Source organism: Vibrio sp. A8-1, assembly GCF_013048685.1.
Lineage (GTDB): Bacteria > Pseudomonadota > Gammaproteobacteria > Enterobacterales > Vibrionaceae > Vibrio > Vibrio metschnikovii.
Map to the genome: position 1 here is coordinate 41,959 of NZ_VHTC01000014.1, position 23,359 is coordinate 65,317.

Sequence of the window (23,359 nt, forward strand, 5' to 3'; positions counted from 1 at the left end):
TAAGCCGCTACCCATATCCTTTTACTTTAATTCACCGCGTTGGAACTGACCGGCTGCTTTCACAAAACCTGCAAATAATGGATGACCATCACGAGGCGTCGATGTGAATTCTGGGTGGAATTGAGCCGCAACAAACCATGGATGAGCTGGGTTTTCAATCACTTCCACCAGTTTCTTGTCTGCTGACAATCCAGACACTTTCAAGCCTGCTTTTTCAATTTTTGGACGAAGATGGTTATTCACTTCATAACGATGGCGATGACGCTCATGAATCGTCGCGCTACCATAAAGCTCATAAGCTTTGGTGCCTTTCGTCAAGTGACAAAGCTGCGAACCTAAACGCATGGTGCCGCCCAAATCGGAACTTTCGGTACGCTCTTCTACGTTACCTTCACCATCAACCCACTCGGTAATTAAGCCTACCACAGGGAATGGGGTTTCTTTGTTAAATTCTGTTGAATGCGCGCCTTCCATACCCGCAACATTACGTGCGTATTCAATCAACGCCACTTGCATCCCCAGACAGATGCCTAAATAAGGGACATTATTTTCACGTGCATATTGAGCAGCAAGGATTTTACCTTCAATACCACGATCACCAAAGCCACCTGGAACCAAAATAGCGTCAACACCTTCTAAGATTTCAACACCTTTGGTTTCAACATCTTGCGAATCGATGTATTTGATATGCACGCTTAAACGGTTTTTAAGGCCCGCGTGTTTCAGTGCTTCGTTAACCGATTTATACGCATCCGGTAACTCGATGTATTTGCCGACCATGCCAATCGTCACTTCACCCGTTGGGTTAGCATCTTCATAAATGACTCGTTCCCACTCGGTAAGATCGGCTTCTGGAGCGGTAATACCAAAACGTGCACATACCAAGTCATCTAAACCTTGTGACTTGATAAGCTGAGGGATTTTGTAGATCGAATCAACATCCTTCATTGAGATAACGGCTTTTTCAGGGACGTTACAGAATAGAGCAATTTTCTTACGCTCATTCGCAGGGATCACTCGATCACTACGACAAACCAGAATATCAGGTTGAATACCAATCGAGAGTAGCTCTTTAACCGAATGTTGGGTTGGTTTGGTTTTTACTTCACCAGCGGCAGCAAGATAAGGCACTAACGTCAGATGCATAAACATCGCCCGCTCACGACCGACTTCGATCGCTAACTGACGGATAGCTTCCATGAAAGGTAAAGACTCGATATCACCGACGGTACCACCAACTTCAACAATCGCGATTTCATGGCCTTCAGAGCCAGCAAGAACACGATCTTTGATCGCATTGGTAATATGAGGAATAACCTGAATCGTTGCACCTAGGTAATCACCACGACGCTCTTTACGCAATACATCAGCATAAACACGACCAGCAGTAAAGTTATTGCGCTTAGTCATTTTGGTACGAATAAAACGTTCGTAGTGACCAAGGTCAAGGTCAGTTTCAGCGCCATCTTCCGTGACAAACACTTCACCATGTTGGGTTGGGCTCATTGTGCCCGGATCAACGTTGATGTAAGGGTCAAGCTTCATCATGGTCACTTTAAGACCACGAGCTTCTAAAATCGCCGCAAGCGATGCTGCTGCAATACCTTTACCTAGAGAGGATACAACCCCGCCAGTAACAAAAATATAATTTGTTGTCATGTTTAACCTGAAATTGGTTGAATGAGGGAAATGGATTTCTTCTGGACGGGATAAAACTATACCAGAACCCATTTATCGCCACAACGTGAAATCTATCACACTCAGTTTTTTATTTTTTGCTTCAAATCAAACAGATTGAAGTCGGTGCTTTTTCTTGGCTCACCACGGTTGATTAACTCGCTCAAAATGACGCAGTGAGAAGATCCATGCGATACATAGAGTCAACGAACCTTTTTCTCTTGTCGTTTTACTTGTTCCCATAACGCATCTAACTCGTTTAATGTCAAACTGGTTAGTGACTGCTCAGCTAATGATGCTAATTGCTCTACGGCTTGAAAACGGCGTACAAACTTATGATTGGCTTTATTTAAGGCCAGTTCAGGATCCTTACCTAAATGACGAACCAGATTAACCGTCGCAAACAGTAAATCCCCAAGCTCTTCTTCTACCTTTTGCTCATCGACGGGCACTTGCAGCACTTCCGCCATCACCTCATCCAACTCTTCCTGCACCTTCTCCGCCACAGGGCCGACACTTGACCAATCAAAACCAAATTGAGCGCATTTCTTTTGGATTTTATTAGCCCGCGACAAGGCCGGTAACGCTTGTGGTATTGAGTCTAGAATACTTTGTTCTGTTTTGCCTGCTTGCTGCTTTTCTTTATGTTTTTCGGCCTGCCAATGGGCAGCCAGTTGCTGCTCATCGGCAAACTTTGCGTCAGAAAAGACGTGCGGATGACGGCGAGTGAGCTTTTCATTGACGGTGTCTACCACATCAGAAAACTCGAATAATCCTTGCTCTTTAGCCAGCTGGCTATAAAAAATCACTTGGAACAATAAATCGCCGAGTTCTTCTTGTAAGTTAGGCCAATCTTGCTGGACTATCGCATCGACGACTTCATAGGTTTCTTCGATGGTATGCGGAATAATCGTTTCAAAGGTTTGTTGTTTATCCCATGGGCAGCCATGCTCTTTATCACGTAACTGCGCCATAATCTGTTCAAGTTGTACAATAGGATGAGACATACTTTCTCTTTACTGATACGTAATAACGAGGCCAATGAGCATCATCGCACCTCGTTATTGATTAAGGACTAATCAGCGACACGACGCCATCGCCACTCGCACTGATCGGCGTAGGTCATGGTTCAGCCCAATCGTTTGACGAGCATAACGTCTTTGATTTGCTCCGTTCGCTTCATGATCCGCTGTAGAACTTCAACACTATTGACCTCTAACTCAAAGTCCATGATCGTCAATTGACGTTTATAATCACTGCGGTTTTTCATGCTGATCACTTTCACTTTCTCGTTAGCCAGTAATGTGGTGATGTCTTTTAATAACCCGCTGCGTTCCATCGCTTCAATCCGTAACGTCAAGCGATAAGTTCCCACAAAACCTCGCCCCCAAACCGTTTCAATGATGCGTTCAGGCGCATGGTGACTGAGTTCTTCAAGCTGCTCGCAATCGCTACGATGTACCGAAATACCGCGTCCTTGAGTGATATAACCGCGAATATCATCACCAGGAATCGGCTGACAGCAACGAGCAAGATGGGTCATTAAATTATCCACCCCTTGCACCACGACCGCATCCTTGTGAGTGGTTTGAGTGGTGGTCGTTTTTACTTCACCGGCTAATTTTTCTAAGGCGATCTTATCTTCTTCTTCAGCGGTGGGCTTATTCACTAATGCATTGATATGATTAATGATTTGATTGATGCGCAGATCACCACTGCCAACACCAACGTAAAGCTCATCGGCGCTATTAACATTAAAGCGCTTTAACGCGTACGCTTCGGCATCTTTTAACTTAGCGCCAATTTTTGCCAATTCGTTTTCGAGAATTTCACGTCCCGCTTCGAGGTTTTTCTCTCGGCTCTGTTTACGAAACCAAGCGTTGATTTTGGCTCGAGCCCGACCAGAATGCACAAAGCCCAGTGATGGATTTAACCAATCACGAGAAGGATTAGGCTCTTTAGCGGTAATAATTTCTACCTGATCTCCCATGTGTAATTTATGGGTAAACGGCACAATTCGCCCTGCCACTTTAGCGCCAATGCAGCGATGACCTACTTCTGAGTGAATATGGTAAGCAAAATCGAGCGGTGTTGCGCCCATCGGTAAATCGACGACGTCACCACGCGGCGTAAAGGCATAGACCCGATCGTCAAAGACTTGACTGCGCAGTTCATCAAGCATTTCCCCTGAGTCGGACATCTCTTCTTGCCAATCAAGCAGCTTACGTAGCCAGGTGATTTTTTCATCATAACCACTACGAGCCGTCGATGCGCCTTCTTTATATTTCCAGTGCGCGGCAACGCCAAGCTCAGACTCTTCATGCATCTGCTTAGTTCGGATCTGAATCTCAATGGTTTTGCCTTCGGGGCCTAAAATCACCGTATGAATCGACTGATAACCATTAGGTTTCGGATTGGCCACATAGTCGTCAAATTCGCCCGGCAAGTGTTTATATTTAGTATGCACAATGCCTAAAGCGGCGTAACAGTCTTGCAATTTATCAGCGATGATCCGCACCGCGCGCACATCAAACAGCTCATCAAACGCGAGGTTTTTCTTCTGCATTTTGCGCCAAATGCTGTAGATATGCTTAGGACGACCACTCACCTCAGCATTGATATTCAATGCTTGCATCTCTTGGCGAAGATCATTGACGAAATCACGGATGTATTGTTCACGGACAATACGCCGCTCAGAGAGCTGTTTAGCGATTTGTTTATAAGTATCTGGTTGTTGATAACGAAACGCGTAATCTTCAATTTCCCATTTTAACTGACCAATCCCCAAACGGTTCGCTAGTGGCGCATAGATATTGGCGCACTCTTTAGCTGCGGCGCGACGCACTTCATCAGGCTGGTCTTTTACTTCACGTAAATTGCAAATTCGTTCTGCTAACTTAATGACTACACAACGAAAATCATCAACCATCGCCAACAACATACGGCGAACATTATCAACTTGTGCCGACGCTTCACTGCCTTGCATGGTGATATTGAGTTGCCCAATCGCTGCCATCTCTTCAACACCATGAATCAACTTGATGATCTCTTTGCCGTAATGCTCTTCGAGTTCTTCTTGATCCAACAAACCGCTGGTGGCAATCGGAAACAGTAGCGCTGCCACTAAGGTGGGTTTATCCATCGACAAAGTGATCAATATTTCGATCATTTCCCGTCCACGCCATAGCAACATTGGACCTTGAGAGTGCCCCTCAAGCCAATGATCACACTGACGATAGACTTCCATCAGTCTCGCCGTCGTTTTGCTATCTTGCTGCAAACTAGCAATCCATTTTTCTAGTTCAAACTGTTCGTCTGGGTTTAAATGTGCGCTACGAACCGCAACCATAGGGATAATCCTAATTTTTAGATTTTAGGGTATCGACTGACTTTCGCTCCCGAAAGTTCAGCCGCTTACCGATTTTTTACAAACAGAGCCATCGATTCTAAATGACTAGTATGAGGAAACATATCAAGCATAGCCAATTTCGCCAAATGATAACCTTGATTGAGTAAGCTTTGGCTATCACGCGCTAAAGTTGCGGGGTTACACGAGACATAAACAATACGTTGAGCCGATAATTGTCCCAACTGTTCAACAATCCCTGCTGCGCCCGCTCGCGCCGGATCAAGCAGTATTTTATCAAACTTTTCAGCCGCCCACGTTGCCTTGGTCATATCTTGTTCCAAATTGGCTTGGTAAAAGGCGCTATTATTGATCTGGTTCAAATGAGCATTCTCACTGGCCACTGAAACCATCTCATCGACGCCTTCAACCCCAACCACATAGTGAGCAATGCGTGCCAGCGGTAAACTAAAATTGCCTAAGCCACAAAAGAGATCAAGCACTCGGTCATTGGCTTGAATCTCTAACCATTCGATAGCTTGGTCAACCATGCGCTGGTTGATGGATTGATTAACCTGAATGAAGTGAGTGGGCAAAAAATGCATCGTCACTCCCGTCTCTTGATAGTAAGGCGTTTCACCTTGCACATGCTCCAACGGGTGATCATCGGTCAACAAATACAATGCCAATTGATGACGCTGAGCGAATTCAGACAAACGTTGCTTATCGGCACTCGGTAACGGCGCTAAATGGCGCAATAAAAGCACACTGGTATTATCGGCTTTGATCAACTCAACATGCCCCAGTTGTTCTGGCTGCTTAAACCCACTCAGTAAAGGTTTTAACTCAGCTAAGCATTGATTAAGATGAGGTTCAAGGACTGGGCAATCCGTCACATTGACAATACTTTTACTCTGCTTACGCCGAAACCCAACCTGCAATTGCCGTGTTTTTTTATCCCACCATAAACTGAGTCGCGCTCGGCGACGGTAGCCTTTATCTTCATCAATGATCGACGCTGACAATGGTACCGCTTGCTTAGCGAACTTGCTCATTAAATGGCTAAGAGTTTGCTGTTTATGAGTAATTTGCGCTTCACGAGATAAGTGTTGCAAATCGCATCCGCCACACTGCTGATAATATTGGCAAAATGGCACGACGCGTTCGGGACTAGGGGCAAGCACCTTGATAAGCTTTGCCCGCGAAAATTTGCTTTTACTTTCAGTGATTTGAATCACAACTTCTTCACCAGGCAACGCTCCGTCAATAAAAGTCGGTTTGTCTTGCTGATACGCAATCCCCGCGCCAAGATGATCCAGCTTAGTCACCATGACTGACTGATGTTTAGATTGAATCGAGGTGTTCTTCTTCGCTTGGAAAAAACGTGCCATGCTCTGTGCCTAAGTGTGATTTATAAAAAGGTTTTTGCCCCAGCATCACTATTCTGTGTGGGGAAGATTGTCGAAGCCATTACTCTTGCATTAAGCTATAGTGGCTTAGCGTTGTAGGTAGACAACCGCCGTCTGACTCAACCACGATAGCGACTTATTGAATAGCTTCGCCACTGTAATGCGGGTTATTTTCCCATATCCACACCACGATGTTTAGACAATAATGACCAAATATGGCTTACGTGCGCGTGTTATTACCCTGACTTTAGCACCAACCTTAATTATTGGGTTACTGCTTAGCGCTTTATTCTCATTCAATCGTTACCACGATTTGGAAATTCAGGTTCTCAATTCTGGGGCAAGTATCATTGAACCACTGGCGATTGCCAGCGAAGAAGCGTTAAAAAACCAAAGTAGAGAATCGGTACGACGGATCATTAGTTATGCTCATCGTAAACATTCCAAATTAGTACGCAGTATTGCGGTATTCGATGCTCGCCATGAGTTATTTGTTACCTCCAACTTTCATCCCAACTTTGAAAGCTTGATGTACCCTAAAGAGCAACCGATCCCCGTCCTCGGCAGCGCTCAGCAACATGATAACACCCTGATTCTCCGTACACCGATTTTGGCAGAAAGTCGCCTACTCGAAGATAATACCAACAGCGCGCGATCGGTACCGGTACTGGGTTATATTGCCATTGAATTAGATCTCTCCTCGTTGCGTTTACAACAATATCAAGAGATTTTCTCCGCCTGCTTAGTATTAATTATGGGCTTAGTGCTCTCTAGCGTTTTCGCCGTTCGCCTCATGCACGACGTGACTCGTCCCATTACCCATATGAAAAACATGGTTGACCGCATTCGGCGCGGCCATTTAGATGTTCGAATTGAAGGGAGAATGCATGGTGAGTTGGACTCGCTACGTAAAGGCATTAATGCCATGGCGGTCTCGCTATCCGAATACCATGTAGAAATGCAACACAGTATTGATCAAGCCACCTCAGATCTGCGCGAAACCCTTGAGCAATTAGAGATCCAAAACGTTGAACTGGATATTGCCAAAAAGCGCGCTCAAGAAGCCGCTCGAATTAAATCTGAGTTTTTAGCCAATATGTCACACGAACTGCGTACTCCGCTCAATGGGGTGATCGGCTTTACGCGTCAAATGCTGAAAACCCAGTTAACCAACAGTCAAACTGACTACCTACAAACCATTGAGAAATCAGCCAATAACTTATTAACCATCATTAATGACATCCTTGATTTCTCAAAACTCGAAGCGGGCAAGCTCGCTCTGGAAAATATTCCTTTTGAATTTCAAGAAACCTTAGAAGAAGTGGTTAATCTCCAGGCCACCAGCGCCCATGAAAAAGGCTTAGAAATCACGCTCAAAGTTGATCCAAAGATCCCGTTAGGCCTCGTCGGCGATCCACTACGCATTCAACAAGTCTTAACCAATTTAGTCGGCAACTCGATTAAGTTTACCGAACGTGGCAACATTGATATCAGCGTCGAAATGCGCTCACAACGGGATGATATGGTTGAGTTGCAGTTTATGGTCCGCGACACCGGAATCGGCATTTCAGAACGTCAGCAGGCCCAGCTCTTCCAAGCCTTTAGTCAAGCGGATGCGAGCATTTCGCGTCGTTACGGTGGCACAGGTTTGGGCTTAGTCATCACGCAAAAGTTAGTCGGGCAAATGGGCGGCGAAATCAGTTTAACCAGCCGGCTGCATCAAGGTTCGACATTCTGGTTTACGTTGCGTTTACCTGCGACAACCATGCCAATCAGTGATTGGGTCGATCCGCAGGCGCTATTAGATAAACAGTTATTACTTGTTGAACCTAATATGCAGGCCGCTTCTATTGTTCAGCAGCAGTTAGTGCAAGCCGGGTTAAGCGTTACCTATCGCTCATCGATGCCTGAAGAATCGGAACACTACGATTATATTTTACTGAATTTATCACCAACGAAAGAAACCGACAGCACCATCGTGGAGCAATGGATTCAACAAGCATTGCAATCTGCACCACATGTCATTATTGGTACACCAAGTACCGAGCTGGCATTGGCAGACCAACTGATGAAGCATTATCCGGTACAATGCGTCACTAAACCGTTGTCACGCCGCAAACTATTGCAAACCTTATTAGCTCATCAGCCGACACGAGCGACGCCTATAGAGCAACCGCGTGAAATAGATAAACTGCCCTTGACCGTGATGGCGGTTGATGACAACCCAGCCAACTTAAAACTGATCAGCGCCCTACTGCAGGAAAGGGTTGCACAGGTGGTCACTTGCAGCGATGGAATAAGCGCAGTGGAGCAAGCGACGCTGCGCGCCTTTGATATCATTTTAATGGATATTCAGATGCCACATATGGATGGGGTTAGCGCTTGTAAAGCAATTAAACAGTTACCGCTCAATGCCACCACACCGATTATTGCGGTAACCGCACACGCCATGGCCGGAGAGCGAGATCGGCTGCTAAAAGCGGGCATGGACGATTACCTAACCAAACCGATTGAAGAGCATATTTTACAACAAGTACTGGTGCACTGGAGTCCAACCCACTTAACTCATGGTGTAGAGAAACTTCCCTTGAGCCACCATCAAGCAGAGCCGATCCTCTCGCCCCACTCTACCGCCAATCTATCCTCTTCAATGGTGATTGATTGGCCACTGGCCTTAAAGCAAGCCGCAGGCAAAGAAGACTTAGCTAAAGAGATGCTACAACTGTTGGTCAATTATCTTCCTGATGTTATTCAAGTGGTGAATCAAGCACAGCAAGATGATCAATATGCGTTAGACGATTTACTGCATCATATCCATAAACTACACGGTAGCTGCTCTTACAGCGGTACGCCATCACTAAAAGCCATCTGTGCAACCTTGGAACACATGTTGCGCTCAGGGAGCCAACTCAGTGATATCGAACCAGAATTATTTGAACTGCAAGATGAAATGGAGAAGCTACTCAGCGAAGCGCCACAATACCTTCACTAGTACGCGTAGTGGAGATAGGCGGTTAATTCGAAGGCACCAATGACTCAAAAATCACCGTAGCGACAGCATAATGTCGCTCATCGGAAAGCGATAGATGAATGGATGTGACTTGCATGGCTTCGGCGAGTTGCTTCGCTCGGCCATGAAGAGTTAGATGAGGTTTACCTTGGGCATCATTGGTGATTTGAAAATCATGGAACGTGACACCATTGGCGATCCCAGTACCTAAGGCTTTGGCCGCCGCTTCTTTGGCGGCAAAACGTTTGGCTAAAAAGCGCGCGGGCTGTTTTAAAGCCGCACATTTAACCTGCTCTTCAGGGGTGAGGATCCGCGCCGCAAAGGCACTACCACTGCGGGTAAGCACCTTCTCAATGCGTTCAATCTCAGTAATGTCTGTGCCTAAGCCTACAATCATCGACGATTAACGACGTACGTTATCCATGATGGCTTTCATATCTGCAACCGCTTTACTCAAACCATCAAACACCGCTCGGCCTACAATCGCATGACCAATGTTCAGCTCATAAATTTCAGGGATAGCAGCAATTGCCGCTACGTTGTGGTACGTCAAACCATGTCCGGCATTGACCGTAATACCAAGATCGCTGGCGTAGGCTGCTGCTGCCGCGATTTTTTTCAATTCATTTTGCTGTTCTGTCTCATTAGAGGCTTCTGCATAATGCCCAGTGTGCAATTCAATAAAAGGCGCACCGCATGCTTTCGCGGCGTCAATTTGCTCACGATCGGCATCGATAAATAGAGAGACTTTAATTCCTGCAGCGGTCAATTTTTCGGTCGCGGCTTTCACTTTCTCTAACTGTCCTAGTACGTCCAGACCGCCTTCAGTGGTCAGCTCTTCACGCTTTTCTGGTACCAAGCAAACAAATTCAGGCTGAGTGTTTAAAGCGATTTCGAGCATCTCATCGGTCACCGCCATCTCAAGGTTCATCCGCGTTTGCAAGGTTTCGCGCAAAATACGCACATCACGGTCTTGAATATGGCGACGATCTTCTCGCAGGTGAATGGTAATGCCATCCGCTCCCGCTCGCTCAGCGATCTCTGCCGCATGCACAGGATCAGGGTAACGGGTACCACGCGCGTTACGTAACGTGGCAACGTGGTCAATATTGACACCTAAAAGAATTGAGCTCATGTTTCTATACTCCGTGCTCTAGATAGCGTTGTGGGTCGGAATAACTCCCGACTTTTTAAAGGTTTGCCGCCAAGATACGGCTTTAAGGCGATACGTGTAAAGCGCTTTGCGGCTTGCAATTGATTTTTGGTGGTAAAGCGTCGCTCACTGATCGCAATCAGCTCATCGCCATAAAAGGTTAAATTATCGCGTCTTACCGATGCAATAAAGCCTTTTTGTTCACGATAACGATAGGTCATCGTCGGAGTGATTGGCTCACCGGTGCCCGCACAATGTAAAAAATCAACGCCATAGCCAAGAGAGGACAATAATGCCAGTTCGAAACGACGCAAGGCTGGCTCAGGATTATCACTTTGCGCTAACTCAGTCAGCGCAAACAAATAATCATGAAATAGTGCGGGACTGGGAACGTCATTCGCTAAGACCCGGCCAACCAATTCATTGACGTACATCGCCGAGTAGAGACTGATGCCACTTAAAGGAAGACCTAAGCTTATCGACTCAGCCTGACGTAATGTCTTCATAGTGCTGTTGCCAGACCATTTCAGCAATAGTGGAGTAAACGGCTGTAAAGCGCCTTTAAGCTGAGAGCGCTTGCCACGAGCCCCCTTCGCCATCAACGTTAATCGACCATACTCTTCACTAAATACATCTAAAATTAAGCTTGATTCGCTATAAGGACGGCGATTAAGGACAAAGCAACGCTGAAAACCATCAATCATAACGACACCAACCACTCCAATCAAAGTACAGCGTAGAAGGCCAAATGTACGATGCAAAGAGCCGCATAAAGCGACTCTGTCTTATTCGTTAAGCTCATTGTGGATCATCTTCTGGTGCGCCGTTTAACCCACCAGAAACGATTTATAAATCGTCAATATAGCCTAATGAACGTAAAGCTCGCTCATCATCAGCCCAACCAGATTTCACTTTGACCCACGTTTCTAAATAGACTTTACGTCCAAACAACTCTTCCATATCGAGGCGGGCTTCACGACCAATGGTTTTGATTTTCTCACCCTTTTTACCAATGACCATTTTTTTCTGGCCAATCCGTTCGACCAAAATCAGGGCATTAATATGGAAACCATCGGTTTCTGGGTTGTAATCAAAACGCTCAATCTCTACGGTAACCGAGTAAGGTAATTCCTCCCCCGTAAAACGCATTAATTTCTCGCGGATAATTTCCGAAGCCATAAAACGCTGTGAACGATCGGTCACATACTCTTCAGGGAAATGGTGCTTTGCTTTCGGTAAATGATGACGAACATGCTGATGGAGCACATCAATATTTTTCCCCAACTTAGCCGAAATAGGCACAATATCGACAAAGTTCATCAAGCTGGAAAGATCTTGCATGTGTCGCATCACATCGTTACGATCTTTGACGTTATCGACCTTATTGATGCACAGCACGACCGGAAAATTGGCTTGACGCAGTTTATTGAGCACCATCTCATCATCGGCAGTCCAGTGCGTCCCATCCACCACAAACAGTACTAAATTGACATCACTGAGTGAGCTACTGGCGGCACGATTCATTAAACGGTTGATCGCCCGCTTTTCTTCAATGTGCAGCCCGGGGGTATCAACATAAACCGCTTGATAATCGCCCTTGGTGTCCACACCCATAATACGATGGCGAGTGGTCTGTGGTTTACGTGAGGTAATGGAAATTTTTTGCCCAAGAATATTATTTAACAGCGTCGATTTACCAACGTTAGGGCGACCAACAATAGCGATAAAACCACAGTGTTGGTTATCCGGTGATGAGCTCGGTTTTTGATCTGATGAAAAGTACGCATCAATATCGAATTCTTTATCAGCCATGGTTTAATTGCTCCAGAGCAGTTTCAGCCGCTGCTTGTTCGGCTTTACGTCGGCTAGTGCCTTTACCTATAACGGGTGTGGCAATGCCAGCAACATCACACGATACCGTAAACTCTTGGTTGTGTGCTTCCCCTTTAATATTAGTCACAATATAGATAGGGAGCGGGCTACGTTTACCTTGTAAAAACTCTTGTAAACGCGTTTTAGGATCTTTTTGCGATACGCCGGGTTTGATGGCATCCAATCTCGGCTGATACCAATTTAAGATAATCCCGCGCACCATCTCGATATCACTATCCAGATAAATCGCACCGATAATCGCTTCTACGGCATCAGCTAAAATTGAATCACGACGAAAACCGCCGCTTTTCAGTTCACCTGGACCTAATTTTAAGTAATCTCCCAAGCCAAATTCTCGGCCTAACTCCGCAAGGGTATTGCCGCGTACGAGTGTGGCACGCATGCGGCTCATATCACCTTCATTGATCTTAGGAAAGCGACGATATAATTCGTCAGCAATGACAAAACTTAAAATTGAATCGCCCAGAAACTCAAGACGTTCATTGTGTTTACCATTGGCGCTACGATGGGTAAGCGCCAATTCCATAAACTCGGGATCATTAAATTGATAACCGAGTTTGGGTTCTAATCTACTAATTGGAGAATTCATGCTCTCTCGATGTGTTACGGGTCAGCGAAATGCTGACCTAATTAATGCCACCTATACGATTAAATCGCACTCCGGTTGGGATCCAAGCTGGCAAGATGCTATCTGCTGATCGTTCAAATTCAAAACTGATCCAAATAGCAACGGCTTTACCCACTAAGTTTTCTTCTGGTACAAAGCCCCAAAAACGGCTGTCAGCACTATTGTCACGGTTATCACCCATCACAAAATAGTGTCCTTGTGGAACAATCCACTCATTAACACCCGCGCGAGGTTGATAATCTCGAATATTATCCATCCGTAACGGGTTAACTAAAATACTGTGTGCCTGCTGGCCCAGTTGTTCATCCATCTGCATTAATGGAATATTATTCTGTACAAATTCGCTTTCAAGCACATTAGATAATTTCACCGTTTGGCAACGGGAATCTTGTTGAGTCTGAATGCAAATCTCTTTCGTCGGGCTGTAGCGAACAATATCGCCCGGCATGCCAACCACACGCTTAATATAGTCAATACTTGGGTTAGGTGGGTATTTAAACACCACCACATCGCCGCGCTCAGGCTTGCCAGTTTCCACTAATTGTGTGCGCCATACAGGATCTTTAAGGCCATAGGCGTATTTTTCAACCAGAATAAAATCCCCAACCAATAACGTTGGCATCATCGAGCCGGATGGGATTTGAAATGGTTCAAAAATAAACGAGCGTAATACTAAGACAAAAGCGATCACTGGAAAAATCGAGACCGCATTTTCTACCCACCAAGGTTGTGGCGCGATTTTGCTAACCACTGCCGCATCAATCCCATTGGTTTCGTTCTGCACTTGAGCTTGTTTTTGTAGACGTTTTTTTGACCACAGCCACTTTTCCAACGCCCAGATGATCCCGGTCACGAGAGTAACGATCACCAAAATGAGTGAAAATGTATTCGCCATTGACTTCCCTTATCTAAAAATACGAAAGTGAAAGGGCCAAGACCCTTTCACTTGAGAGCAAATGCTGAACGCACGAGTAAAAGATTAATCTTTACCTACGTGCAAGATAGCCAAGAACGCTTCTTGTGGTAACTCTACGTTACCAATCTGCTTCATGCGTTTCTTACCTTCTTTCTGCTTCTTCAACAGTTTTTTCTTACGGCTAATATCACCACCGTAACATTTCGCTAATACGTTTTTACGTAACTGCTTAACCGTTGAACGGGCAATAATATGGTTGCCAATCGCCGCTTGAATTGCGATATCAAACATCTGACGAGGAATGAACTCTTTCATTTTCTCGACCAACTGACGACCACGATTTTGAGCAAGATCTTTATGGGTGATGATTGCCAACGCATCGACTTTCTCTCCGTTAAGGAGTACATCGACGCGAACCATGCTCGATTCTTCAAAACGTTGGAAACCATAATCCAGTGATGCATAACCACGTGATGTCGATTTCAAACGGTCAAAGAAGTCTAAAACCACTTCTGCCATAGGAATATCGTAGGTCAACGCCACTTGATTACCATGATAAATCATATCCACCTGAGTACCGCGTTTTTCAATACATAAGGTGATAACACTACCTAGGTAATCCGATGGCACTAAGATATTACAACGCGCAATCGGTTCACGAATTTCTTCTATGTCATTGATCGCTGGTAATTTCGCCGGACTATCAACGTAGAGTGTCTCTTTATCGGTTTTAAGCACTTCATAGACAACGGTTGGTGCCGTCGTGATCAAGTCCAGATCGTACTCACGCTCTAAACGCTCTTGGATGATCTCCATGTGCAGCATTCCTAAGAAGCCACAACGGAAACCAAACCCTAGCGCCGCAGACGTTTCTGGTTCATAAAACAGTGACGCATCATTGAGGCTCAATTTACCCAAAGCATCACGGAAGTTTTCATAATCATCCGATGAAACAGGGAAAAGTCCTGCGTAGACTTGTGGTTTTACTTTCTTAAAACCCGGTAATGGCTTTTCACTGCCATTCTTGGCGAGCGTTAATGTATCACCAACAGGAGCACCTAAAATATCTTTAATGCCACAGACGACCCAGCCTACTTCACCACAACCCAATCCGTTGGTATCCACCTGTTTTGGAGTAAAGATACCAATTCGATCCACGCCCCAGATTTGGCCAGTGCTCATGACTTTGATCTTGTCGTTTTTCTTCAAGCTGCCATTTTTGATACGCACTAAAGAAACCACACCAAGGTAGTTATCAAACCAAGAGTCAATGATCAACGCCTGTAAGGGTGCCTCAGGGTCCCCTTCTGGTGACGGTATTTGAGAAACAATTTTCTCTAATACATCATCGACACCTAAACCGGTTTTAGCGGAACAACGAACGGCATCGATCGCATCAATCCCGACAATGTCTTCGATCTCTTCCGCAACCCGCTCAGGCTCAGCCGCTGGTAGATCGATTTTATTAAGGATCGGCACCACTTCGAGATCCATTTCAATGGCCGTGTAACAGTTAGCCAAGGTTTGAGCTTCAACCCCTTGACCAGCATCCACCACCAACAGGGCACCTTCACAAGCGGCAAGGGAGCGCGATACTTCATAAGAGAAGTCAACGTGTCCCGGAGTATCAATAAAGTTAAGCTGATAGGTTTGGCCATCTTTAGCGAGATAATCGAGTGTCACACTCTGCGCTTTGATGGTGATACCACGTTCACGCTCAAGATCCATGGAATCAAGAACTTGCTCTGACATTTCACGCGAGGTTAATCCGCCACAAACTTGGATTAATCGGTCAGATAACGTCGATTTACCATGGTCAATATGGGCGATGATCGAAAAGTTACGAATGTGCTTCATAGGCTTGGGATGACTAAACTCTTTGCTGATTAGGGAATAAGAAACGCCACCGAAGTGGCATTTCATTTAAGTTGGCCGATTCTACCCAATTTCGCTAGGCTTCGCACCATAATTTAGGCGATCGGCTCACCAAGGACACGCAGCAAGATCACCTGCTGTGATGAGTCATTTTCTAACTGAGTAGAAAAATATTTTGCAATCACAACGCCTAAGCCCATAAACAGTAGCGCACAAGCAATCACGATGCCTTCCGATGCTCCTAACAATGGGGCAAACCACAGTTCTCCCAATACCGCTCCCACAATCATCATCAATAGTGGGACTAAGTAGACCAAGGCTGCCGACTGCAGCAGGCTTTTTTCGGGTAAACCAATCTCGACGATTTGTCCGATGGTGACTGGTTTATCGGTCACTAAGCGCCAAAATAAGGCTTTATTGCCTATCGCTTTTGAGACAATACCTGTTCCACAGCTTTTAACCGAAGCACATTGATTACAGCTGGTTTGCTGATCACAACTCAACGCAACGAGATAACCACTGGGTTGGGGCTTTACCTCAGTCACGGTGGCTAGCGCGGTCATCATGGTGAGACCTCAGTACGACTAAACGTGATCGATTGAGCAATACGCTGCGCAGTTGCTGGAGGAATATCACCGACCACGGAAATTTCGTTATCGCCATTAATCACACTGTGTAAGGTACGTCGACCTTGCCGAACCAACTGGCCTTTGAGCGAATGGTCATCACGAACAGAGACATACACAGAAAAATTAAACAGGCCGTCGGAAAACATCTGGCTCTCGACTAAACGCTCTGTCATCGCCATCCGATAGCGATTTAGCTCAAGAGGTTGAAACCCATCAGGCTTCCAACCCACGGTCCAAAAAGTTTGCTGAATATTACCTTTAGGCAATGACAACACTTCAGGCAGTTGAACCTTATTCAGTCCAGACATCAGCGTAGCTAATTGATCATTAATTGAATAAGAAATAGTGCGGTACTGTTCAAGCACTTCTCCATCACGATCGACTAAATCGGCACGTAAAGGCAGCGAACTGTGCTCATCTATCCACAATACATAGGAATAGCGCAAACCATCTTTAGGAACAATCCGTAATACTTGGCAGGCGGCCCCTGCTTCACGAGCGCGCCCCATCTTAACAAAATCGTAGTATTGACCAAGCTTAGCGACATCACTGTTGAGCATCGGAATAGTTGGAGCGACCATAGTGCCAGATTCAATCGTAAAAGGCTCAACACCGGGTTCGATGTAGCTGACTTCATTACCACGGCGAATCACTTCTCGTACAGGACCGCTCAGATAAATTAAATGTGCAAATTGTTGGTCATCTTGCCGAGCGTGACGATACAGCAAAGGCTCAATGCTGTTTTTCTTCAGCAGAATATAAGAGAGTTCATAATTAAGATGCTGACTTGCGTCGTTCATCTGATGCAACAAAGCCTCCGCAGATAATTCCTCTGCAAAGGCCTGAGTTACATGCAAACTGAACAGTGCCAGCACACTGATCAGGATTTTTTTCATTCCACTACCGGTTCAGTTAGGTGAGTGTGAGGGGCTAGATTATCACTGTTTAATCTTAGCTGTAGTTCGTAATCTTGCAGTAACGCATTAATTCGCCGACGCTGCTCTTGCATGCTGGCTTCATTACTGGAGTGTCGATTGACGGAATCACGCGTCAAACTCACTGGCTCAGCGCTGCCTGAAAATGGGATTGTCTGTAAAACCGGAATTTGATCATCTTGCGCGCCAACAGTATCGCTGCCACCGTATTGCTGAACACCAATAATCACCGCTAACGACACACTGGCCGCAATCGCCACTTGTCCAAGCTGGCTAAGCCAAGCAGGCAACTGACGACGAGCTTTTTGCGCTGAAGGCTGCTCCTCAAGTCGAGGCTCAGCAGATTTACTTGTTGTGACGGCGCTTAACCGAGTATGAGCTGGTTCATTTTCTAGAGCGAAAGCGACGCTTCCAGCAATATTCCATTCTGAACTCACGGGGGCATCGCCACGCATGACATCACCGATCAAGTGGTAGTTTTTCCACGTATCGAGACTTTCATCATCGTGAGCGATCGTTTGTAACAACGATTTATCGACCACTTCGCCATCCATAAGCGCTGAAAGCTTTTCTTTGTCAGCCATTATTTTCACCATGTTTATTGCTCATTATCGGTTACAAAAGCGGTTTAATCCGCTTTTCGACCGCTTCACGAGCACGGAAGATACGAGAACGCACCGTACCAACGGGGCAATCCATGACTTCGGCGATCTCTTCGTAGCTTAAACCTTCCAGCTCTCGCAACGTCATCGCAGTTTTTAAATCTTCAGGCAACGCCTCTATCGCATTAAACACCGCCTGCTTCAACTCTTTGGACAGCGTAATGTTTTCAGGGTTCGATATTTCTTTTAATGCATTATTAGTTTCGTAAAATTCAGCGTCTTCAGCATCAATATCATTCGCGGGTGGCCGGCGGCTTTGAGCGACGATATGATTTTTCGCAGTATTGACAGCAATGCGATATAACCAAGTATAAAACGCACTCTCACCGCGAAACGTCGGAATCGCACGATACGCTTTAATAAACGCTTCTTGTGCGACATCGGGCACGTCTCCAGCGTTGCTCACATACCGCGAAATAAGATTGCACACCTTATTTTGGTATCTCAACACCAAAAGATTAAATGCCTGCTTATCTCCGTTCTGAACTCGCTCAATCAACACTTGATCGGTCAGCTGCTCGTTCATTCGAGCGGTTACTCCTATTGTTATCCCCCTACCTTCTCAGATATGGGCTCTAATTATGCAGAATGCTTGCTTGACACCACTGCTTACATGAGCACTATTGTGACTCAATTACACACAGAAAGTTCAATGCCAGGTAAAATTTTCCTTTACGCTGCGCATTATGCTGTAATGAACAACGGATACCTAAGTTAGATTACTTGAGGTATAGGCAGCAAGGTATAAAGATCTTAAAGGTTAGTCACGTTTACAACAAGTAAATACCTTGTCAGCTTTAGTTTAATTTCAAGTGGGCGTGTTCCACTTAAAATTCAGGAAGTAAACCATCTTATGAACGACTCTCGAGAACATCAATGCGACGTATTGATAGTAGGTAGTGGCGCGGCAGGCTTATCTTTAGCGCTGCAAGTAGCCGAGCACTGTCATGTGATTGTATTGAGCAAAGGACCTCGTAGTGAAGGGGCGACCTATTACGCACAAGGCGGTATTGCGGCGGTGTTTGACGAATCCGATAGTATCGAATCTCATGTGCAAGACACGCTGATCGCTGGCGCAGGGATCTGCGACCAAGAGACGGTACAATTTATCGCTGAGCATGCCAAAGCGTGTGTTCAGTGGCTTATCGATGGCGGCGTTCCTTTTGATAGAGAAGAGAACGATCCCGCGGGGCAGCCACGTTACCATTTAACCCGTGAAGGTGGTCATAGCCATCGACGTATTTTGCACGCCGCTGACGCCACCGGCATGGCGATGCAAACCTCGCTGCAAGATAATATTCTCCATCATCCTAATATTCGCCTGTTTGAGCGCTACAATGCGCTCGATTTGATCACCGAAGATAAAATTGGTGGCGATGCGGATAAAGTGGTCGGGGCTTATGTCTGGAATCGTAACGATGAACACGTTGAGACGATTCGAGCTAAATTTGTTGTGCTCGCGACCGGCGGAGCATCAAAGGTATATCAATACACCTCAAATCCAGACGTCTCTTCGGGAGATGGTATCGCAATGGCATGGCGCGCAGGTTGCCGAGTCGCCAATCTGGAATTTAACCAATTTCATCCGACGTGTTTGTATCATCCAGAGGCTCGTAATTTCCTGCTTACCGAAGCACTGCGCGGTGAAGGCGCTTATTTACGTCGCCCCGATGGCAGCCGCTTTATGACCGATTTTGATCCGCGGGCCGAACTAGCCCCACGGGATATCGTCGCTCGAGCCATCGACTATGAGATGAAACGCTTAGGCGCTGATTGTATGTATCTTGACATCAGCCATAAGCCTGCTGAGTTTATAGAGAAGCATTTTCCAACCATACATAGTCGACTGATGGATTTGGGCATTGATATGACCAAAGAACCGATCCCGATTGTCCCAGCGGCTCATTACACCTGTGGTGGTGTGGTTATCAATCAACAAGGTCAAACCGATCTTAAACAGTTGTATGCGATTGGTGAAGTCAGTTATACCGGTTTGCATGGTGCCAACCGCATGGCGTCTAACTCTTTGTTAGAGTGTGTGGTTTATGCTTGGTCTGCGGCGCAGGATATTTTACGTCAGCATCCTCAAGCCCAGATGCCACCGTCACTGCCTCATTGGGACGAAAGTAAAGTGACTTGCTCGGATGAAGAAGTCGTCATTCAACACAATTGGCATGAACTCCGTCTATTTATGTGGGATTACATGGGCATTGTTCGTACCGATAAACGCTTAGCACGAGCTTTACGACGCATTCAGTTATTGCAGCAAGAAACCCATGAATACTACAGTCATTTCCGAGTATCCAATAACCTCCTTGAGCTGCGTAACTTATTGCAGGTCGCAGAGCTTATGGTCCGCTGTGCGATGCAACGCAAAGAGAGCCGAGGGTTACACTACACGTTAGACTATCCGCAACCACTAGAAAAAAGTGGCCCAACCATTCTCTCACCAAGATGATAGCGTCAACGGGAGCCTGAGTGCTCCCGTTTTAAGCGCCCCAGCAACTGACGATAATCCGTTTCAGAACAGCTATCTCGCCATAAGAGTACTGATCGCTGTCGACCATAAAAACGAATGAATAATCCTCGATATAATAACGATACACCTTGGTAGGAAAACTCTTGGTCTGCCCATCGCAGCCGTCCGGAAAAATCAATCTCGATCTCTTCTGACAAGGTGACTGGCAGCCAATCTAATAAAGGCGTCTTTAACCAATAACACAGAATAACCACTGCGGCCACGAGAGGGATGGGTGAAATTAATAATGCCCATATCAGCAGCATCAACAGACACCACGCGGTAATATGGGCAAACAGGGAAGGAGTTAAAGCAAGCTTAACGGACTTTGCTGAGATTATAAGCGACAATCTTGTCTACCATGGCAGCGTGACCGAGATTTTCTGAGCGACCATGCCCCATGATCCAAGTAAAAAGATCCGGATCATCGCACTCAAGTAAAGAGACAAAATCTTGCTGTTCTGATTCACTCAAGGCTTCAAAACACTCCTCGAAAAAGGGCATGACAACCACATCAAGCTCTAACATGCCACGACGGCATGCCCATTTCACTCGTGCTTTCTCTTGCGTAGTGTACATCGACTTTCCTCACCTTAGGTAGATTTTCAGCAAGTGTAACAAGCAACCCTCAATACAACTAGTAGCTTAGTCACAGTCCCTATTCAAGCTGACAAAAAACTTGATCCAGATTAACATAGTGAAAATCATTTCAGTTAGGTGAAGGATATGAGCTGGAAAAATACATTTACCCCTCTTTTAGTGACCGCCAACGATCGATTGCCTGAATTGATGGTGACCCATCTCGAACAATGGGCCGCAATCTACGTTTCAGGCATCGACAGTAAACCTTACTTACAAGGACAGCTCACCTGTAATGTGGTTGCATTACCTGCACAACAAATGGTTTACGGTGCCCACTGCGACGCGAAAGGCAAAGTATGGAGCGCTTTTCGTTTATTTCATCATCGAGATGGCTACGCCATGTTCCAACCCGCTTCAGCAGTTGACGTCGAATTACGAGAACTCAAAAAGTACGCGATTTTTTCTAAAGTGACCATCGAGCAAAGCCAAGATGTCGCTTTAGGCCTGATCGGGAAACAAGCTGAGCTGTGGCTCAACCAATTCAATGATTGTCGCGATGACGTACGCGTTTTAGAGCAAGGTACAGCGGTAAAAATCAGTGCTCAACGTTGGTTATTGTTAGTTAAGCCGGATTCTGTAGAAGCCTTACTGGAAAGCATGCCGGCCCAACGGGTCAACTCAGAGATCTGGACTCGTTTTGAGATTCAAGAAGCACTGCCGATCGTCACTCAAGACCAGCAAAATGAACATATCCCGCAAGCGTTAAACTTACAGGCTTTAGGTGGCATCAGTTTTAATAAAGGTTGCTATACCGGGCAAGAAACCGTAGCACGAGCCAAATATCGTGGGATCAACAAACGGGCTTTATGTCTGGTCGCCGGTGATATCCATCAGCCGTTAAACGCCAATCAAAGCATAGAATTAGAGCGAGCAGTTGGTGATAACTGGCGCAGCGCTGGAGTGCTCATGGCTCATTACACCTTTACTGATCAGCGTGCCATCGGGCTTATCGTTCTGCCTAATAACCTAGAAGCTGATACTCTGTTACGCATCAAGTCTCAGCCAGAAACACGTTGGACACTGCAACCTTTACCTTATTCACTGGATAATGCTTAAACCACTTTCAACCCCAATCATCCGCTATCTAGAGCAACAAGGAATCGATCATCAGCTACTGCACCATCAGTCAGCCGCAATCAGCATCGAAGATGCCGCTCGTCAGCGCGGCATCCATCCTAGTCAAATGGTCAAATGTCTTTTATTGCGCGACATGAGTAACCGCTTAGCTTTAGCTTGTGTACCAGGTGATCGCTCTGTCGACCCTAAGCTAGTTCGCAAAATATTGGATTGGCGAAGAATGACTTGTGTCGACCGATCTCAAGTTGAAGCGTTAACAGGCTATACGATAGGGACCGTCACTCCATTATGCTTGAGCCTATCGCTGCCGATTATTTTTGATTATTCATTAATGCAACACACGCAGGTAACCATCAGCAGTGGCTCAGCGTATGCTGGGATAGCGTTAGCACTGAATGACTTAGTGAAATTATGCCAACCTCAATTTGCAGATATTGTTCGCGATTAGCGCTATTCATGGTCAAAATAGTGTGATCACATCTAAATTATTCAGTGTATCCACGTGAATATTAAATCACTTTTCAATCATAAATAGTTAATGGTGTAATTTTCAGTTACCCTAATTTTACTGATGAAGATCAGTCCGTTCACTTGATATCAAAGTACCGATTAAGTGTTCAGTAGCATCGTCAGTAAAAAGTGATTAGCAGGGTTTGCCTGTAACTCGCTTTGTGTGTAATGCATCTGTGATTATTTAGCCCGCAACCTTGCGGGCGTTTTTTACAAAAAAATCACTCACCTATCACTCGTTTTTATTTTCTTCCGCTATTCTTATTACTGTCATATTCATTTGGCTCAATAGGTGCCACAAAAAAATCATTACTACTGTCGATACCTAAACCATGGTCTATCCTATCGCCAAATGATCATCAACCGAAACGGGATAGGTAGTACGGCAAATTATTAAACTCGTCAGTCAATGCAGTAAGTATAGCTGCCTTCATCACACTATTTTTCTGTGATTTAACTTATACTTACTAATATGGAAA

The 23,359-nt window shown here is 45.6% G+C and carries 21 protein-coding genes; 4 read left to right on the forward strand and 17 right to left on the reverse strand.

The window, feature by feature from the left end:
- Positions 1–21: 21 nt before the first annotated feature.
- From FKN93_RS09510 to rlmD, 4 genes are all read right to left on the reverse strand, one after another.
- A complete protein-coding gene (locus FKN93_RS09510) occupies positions 22–1,659 on the reverse strand; it encodes a CTP synthase (protein WP_154170134.1) in 1,638 nt (545 codons plus the stop codon).
- A gap of 221 nt (positions 1,660–1,880) precedes the next feature.
- Positions 1,881–2,684 carry a nucleoside triphosphate pyrophosphohydrolase gene (mazG, locus tag FKN93_RS09515; protein ID WP_170904992.1) on the reverse strand — a complete coding sequence of 268 codons (804 nt, stop codon included), beginning with the start codon at positions 2,682–2,684 and terminating at the stop codon, positions 1,881–1,883.
- 122 nt (positions 2,685–2,806) lie between these two features.
- Positions 2,807–5,026: a GTP diphosphokinase gene (relA, locus tag FKN93_RS09520; protein ID WP_004394308.1), complete on the reverse strand. Its 2,220-nt coding sequence runs from the start codon at positions 5,024–5,026 to the stop codon at positions 2,807–2,809.
- Between the two features lie 65 nt (positions 5,027–5,091).
- Positions 5,092–6,414 (reverse strand): 23S rRNA (uracil(1939)-C(5))-methyltransferase RlmD, encoded by a 1,323-nt coding sequence (gene rlmD / locus FKN93_RS09525; RefSeq protein WP_154170130.1) that lies wholly within the window; start codon positions 6,412–6,414, stop codon positions 5,092–5,094.
- A gap of 223 nt (positions 6,415–6,637) precedes the next feature.
- Between rlmD and barA the strand changes: the two genes are divergently transcribed.
- Entirely contained in the window at positions 6,638–9,424 is a 2,787-nt protein-coding gene (barA, locus tag FKN93_RS09530; RefSeq protein WP_170904993.1) for a two-component sensor histidine kinase BarA, read from the forward strand.
- A 22-nt stretch (positions 9,425–9,446) separates the two neighbouring features.
- Here barA and acpS read toward each other — a convergent pair whose 3' ends face one another.
- The 11 genes from acpS to rpoE all read right to left on the reverse strand — a co-directional run bounded on the left by acpS (position 9,447) and on the right by rpoE (position 18,659).
- On the reverse strand, positions 9,447–9,839 hold the full coding sequence (acpS, locus tag FKN93_RS09535; protein WP_170904994.1) for a holo-ACP synthase: 393 nt from the start codon (positions 9,837–9,839) through the stop codon (positions 9,447–9,449).
- A gap of 6 nt (positions 9,840–9,845) precedes the next feature.
- Positions 9,846–10,577 carry a pyridoxine 5'-phosphate synthase gene (gene pdxJ, locus FKN93_RS09540; protein ID WP_154170123.1) on the reverse strand — a complete coding sequence of 244 codons (732 nt, stop codon included), beginning with the start codon at positions 10,575–10,577 and terminating at the stop codon, positions 9,846–9,848.
- Positions 10,574–11,299 (reverse strand): DNA repair protein RecO, encoded by a 726-nt coding sequence (gene recO / locus FKN93_RS09545; RefSeq protein WP_004394321.1) that lies wholly within the window; start codon positions 11,297–11,299, stop codon positions 10,574–10,576. Before recO ends, pdxJ begins: the two co-directional genes overlap by 4 nt.
- Positions 11,300–11,441: 142 nt before the next feature.
- On the reverse strand, positions 11,442–12,407 hold the full coding sequence (gene era, locus FKN93_RS09550; protein WP_170904995.1) for a GTPase Era: 966 nt from the start codon (positions 12,405–12,407) through the stop codon (positions 11,442–11,444).
- The gene (gene rnc, locus FKN93_RS09555; RefSeq protein WP_154170121.1) at positions 12,400–13,077 is read right to left on the reverse strand and encodes a ribonuclease III; all 678 of its coding nucleotides are present in this window, start codon (positions 13,075–13,077) and stop codon (positions 12,400–12,402) included. The genes era and rnc overlap by 8 nt, the downstream gene beginning before the upstream one ends.
- Positions 13,078–13,114: 37 nt before the next feature.
- Entirely contained in the window at positions 13,115–14,011 is an 897-nt protein-coding gene (lepB, locus tag FKN93_RS09560; protein WP_004394329.1) for a signal peptidase I, read from the reverse strand.
- A gap of 84 nt (positions 14,012–14,095) precedes the next feature.
- Positions 14,096–15,889, reverse strand: a complete 1,794-nt coding sequence (gene lepA, locus FKN93_RS09565) for a translation elongation factor 4 (RefSeq protein WP_154170735.1) — start codon at positions 15,887–15,889, stop codon at positions 14,096–14,098.
- Between the two features lie 113 nt (positions 15,890–16,002).
- Entirely contained in the window at positions 16,003–16,473 is a 471-nt protein-coding gene (locus FKN93_RS09570) for a SoxR reducing system RseC family protein (protein WP_040903838.1), read from the reverse strand.
- Entirely contained in the window at positions 16,470–17,432 is a 963-nt protein-coding gene (gene rseB, locus FKN93_RS09575; protein WP_154170117.1) for a sigma-E factor regulatory protein RseB, read from the reverse strand. The genes FKN93_RS09570 and rseB overlap by 4 nt, the downstream gene beginning before the upstream one ends.
- A complete protein-coding gene (locus FKN93_RS09580; RefSeq protein ID WP_170904996.1) occupies positions 17,429–18,055 on the reverse strand; it encodes a sigma-E factor negative regulatory protein in 627 nt (208 codons plus the stop codon). The genes rseB and FKN93_RS09580 overlap by 4 nt, the downstream gene beginning before the upstream one ends.
- 31 nt (positions 18,056–18,086) lie before the next feature.
- On the reverse strand, positions 18,087–18,659 hold the full coding sequence (rpoE, locus tag FKN93_RS09585) for an RNA polymerase sigma factor RpoE (protein WP_040903842.1): 573 nt from the start codon (positions 18,657–18,659) through the stop codon (positions 18,087–18,089).
- A gap of 327 nt (positions 18,660–18,986) precedes the next feature.
- Between rpoE and nadB the strand changes: the two genes are divergently transcribed.
- Positions 18,987–20,591 (forward strand): L-aspartate oxidase, encoded by a 1,605-nt coding sequence (gene nadB, locus FKN93_RS09590; RefSeq protein ID WP_004394336.1) that lies wholly within the window; start codon positions 18,987–18,989, stop codon positions 20,589–20,591.
- 5 nt (positions 20,592–20,596) lie between these two features.
- Here nadB and FKN93_RS09595 read toward each other — a convergent pair whose 3' ends face one another.
- Both FKN93_RS09595 and FKN93_RS09600 read right to left on the reverse strand, forming a co-directional pair.
- Positions 20,597–21,001 (reverse strand): protein YgfX, encoded by a 405-nt coding sequence (locus FKN93_RS09595; protein WP_337247109.1) that lies wholly within the window; start codon positions 20,999–21,001, stop codon positions 20,597–20,599.
- Positions 20,970–21,230 carry a succinate dehydrogenase assembly factor 2 gene (locus tag FKN93_RS09600; RefSeq protein ID WP_004394337.1) on the reverse strand — a complete coding sequence of 87 codons (261 nt, stop codon included), beginning with the start codon at positions 21,228–21,230 and terminating at the stop codon, positions 20,970–20,972. The genes FKN93_RS09595 and FKN93_RS09600 overlap by 32 nt, the downstream gene beginning before the upstream one ends.
- 147 nt (positions 21,231–21,377) lie before the next feature.
- Here FKN93_RS09600 and ygfZ point away from each other — a divergent pair, with 147 nt between their 5' ends.
- Together ygfZ and FKN93_RS09610 are read left to right on the forward strand one after the other, a co-directional pair.
- Positions 21,378–22,349, forward strand: a complete 972-nt coding sequence (gene ygfZ, locus FKN93_RS09605) for a tRNA-modifying protein YgfZ (RefSeq protein WP_170904997.1) — start codon at positions 21,378–21,380, stop codon at positions 22,347–22,349.
- Positions 22,342–22,818: a YbaK/EbsC family protein gene (locus FKN93_RS09610; RefSeq protein ID WP_170904998.1), complete on the forward strand. Its 477-nt coding sequence runs from the start codon at positions 22,342–22,344 to the stop codon at positions 22,816–22,818. Before ygfZ ends, FKN93_RS09610 begins: the two co-directional genes overlap by 8 nt.
- The last annotated feature ends 541 nt before the right edge of the window (positions 22,819–23,359 follow it).

Excerpts from the sequence above, each read along its gene's own strand:
- nadB (WP_004394336.1), top strand. The coding sequence starts at position 18,987 with ATGAACGACTCTCGAGAACATCAATGCGACGTATTGATAGTAGGTAGT.
- FKN93_RS09610 (WP_170904998.1), top strand. The coding sequence starts at position 22,342 with ATGCTTAAACCACTTTCAACCCCAATCATCCGCTATCTAGAGCAACAA.
- acpS (WP_170904994.1), bottom strand. The coding sequence starts at position 9,839 with ATGATTGTAGGCTTAGGCACAGACATTACTGAGATTGAACGCATTGAG.
- barA (WP_170904993.1), top strand. The coding sequence starts at position 6,638 with ATGACCAAATATGGCTTACGTGCGCGTGTTATTACCCTGACTTTAGCA.
- FKN93_RS09600 (WP_004394337.1), bottom strand. The coding sequence starts at position 21,230 with ATGTACACTACGCAAGAGAAAGCACGAGTGAAATGGGCATGCCGTCGT.
- era (WP_170904995.1), bottom strand. The coding sequence starts at position 12,407 with ATGGCTGATAAAGAATTCGATATTGATGCGTACTTTTCATCAGATCAA.
- recO (WP_004394321.1), bottom strand. The coding sequence starts at position 11,299 with ATGATTGATGGTTTTCAGCGTTGCTTTGTCCTTAATCGCCGTCCTTAT.
- lepB (WP_004394329.1), bottom strand. The coding sequence starts at position 14,011 with ATGGCGAATACATTTTCACTCATTTTGGTGATCGTTACTCTCGTGACC.
- lepA (WP_154170735.1), bottom strand. The coding sequence starts at position 15,889 with ATGAAGCACATTCGTAACTTTTCGATCATCGCCCATATTGACCATGGT.
- FKN93_RS09580 (WP_170904996.1), bottom strand. The coding sequence starts at position 18,055 with ATGGCTGACAAAGAAAAGCTTTCAGCGCTTATGGATGGCGAAGTGGTC.
- ygfZ (WP_170904997.1), top strand. The coding sequence starts at position 21,378 with ATGAGCTGGAAAAATACATTTACCCCTCTTTTAGTGACCGCCAACGAT.
- FKN93_RS09570 (WP_040903838.1), bottom strand. The coding sequence starts at position 16,473 with ATGATGACCGCGCTAGCCACCGTGACTGAGGTAAAGCCCCAACCCAGT.
- FKN93_RS09510 (WP_154170134.1), bottom strand. The coding sequence starts at position 1,659 with ATGACAACAAATTATATTTTTGTTACTGGCGGGGTTGTATCCTCTCTA.
- mazG (WP_170904992.1), bottom strand. The coding sequence starts at position 2,684 with ATGTCTCATCCTATTGTACAACTTGAACAGATTATGGCGCAGTTACGT.
- rnc (WP_154170121.1), bottom strand. The coding sequence starts at position 13,077 with ATGAATTCTCCAATTAGTAGATTAGAACCCAAACTCGGTTATCAATTT.
- rpoE (WP_040903842.1), bottom strand. The coding sequence starts at position 18,659 with ATGAACGAGCAGCTGACCGATCAAGTGTTGATTGAGCGAGTTCAGAAC.
- pdxJ (WP_154170123.1), bottom strand. The coding sequence starts at position 10,577 with ATGAGCTCAATTCTTTTAGGTGTCAATATTGACCACGTTGCCACGTTA.
- rseB (WP_154170117.1), bottom strand. The coding sequence starts at position 17,432 with ATGAAAAAAATCCTGATCAGTGTGCTGGCACTGTTCAGTTTGCATGTA.
- rlmD (WP_154170130.1), bottom strand. The coding sequence starts at position 6,414 with ATGGCACGTTTTTTCCAAGCGAAGAAGAACACCTCGATTCAATCTAAA.
- relA (WP_004394308.1), bottom strand. The coding sequence starts at position 5,026 with ATGGTTGCGGTTCGTAGCGCACATTTAAACCCAGACGAACAGTTTGAA.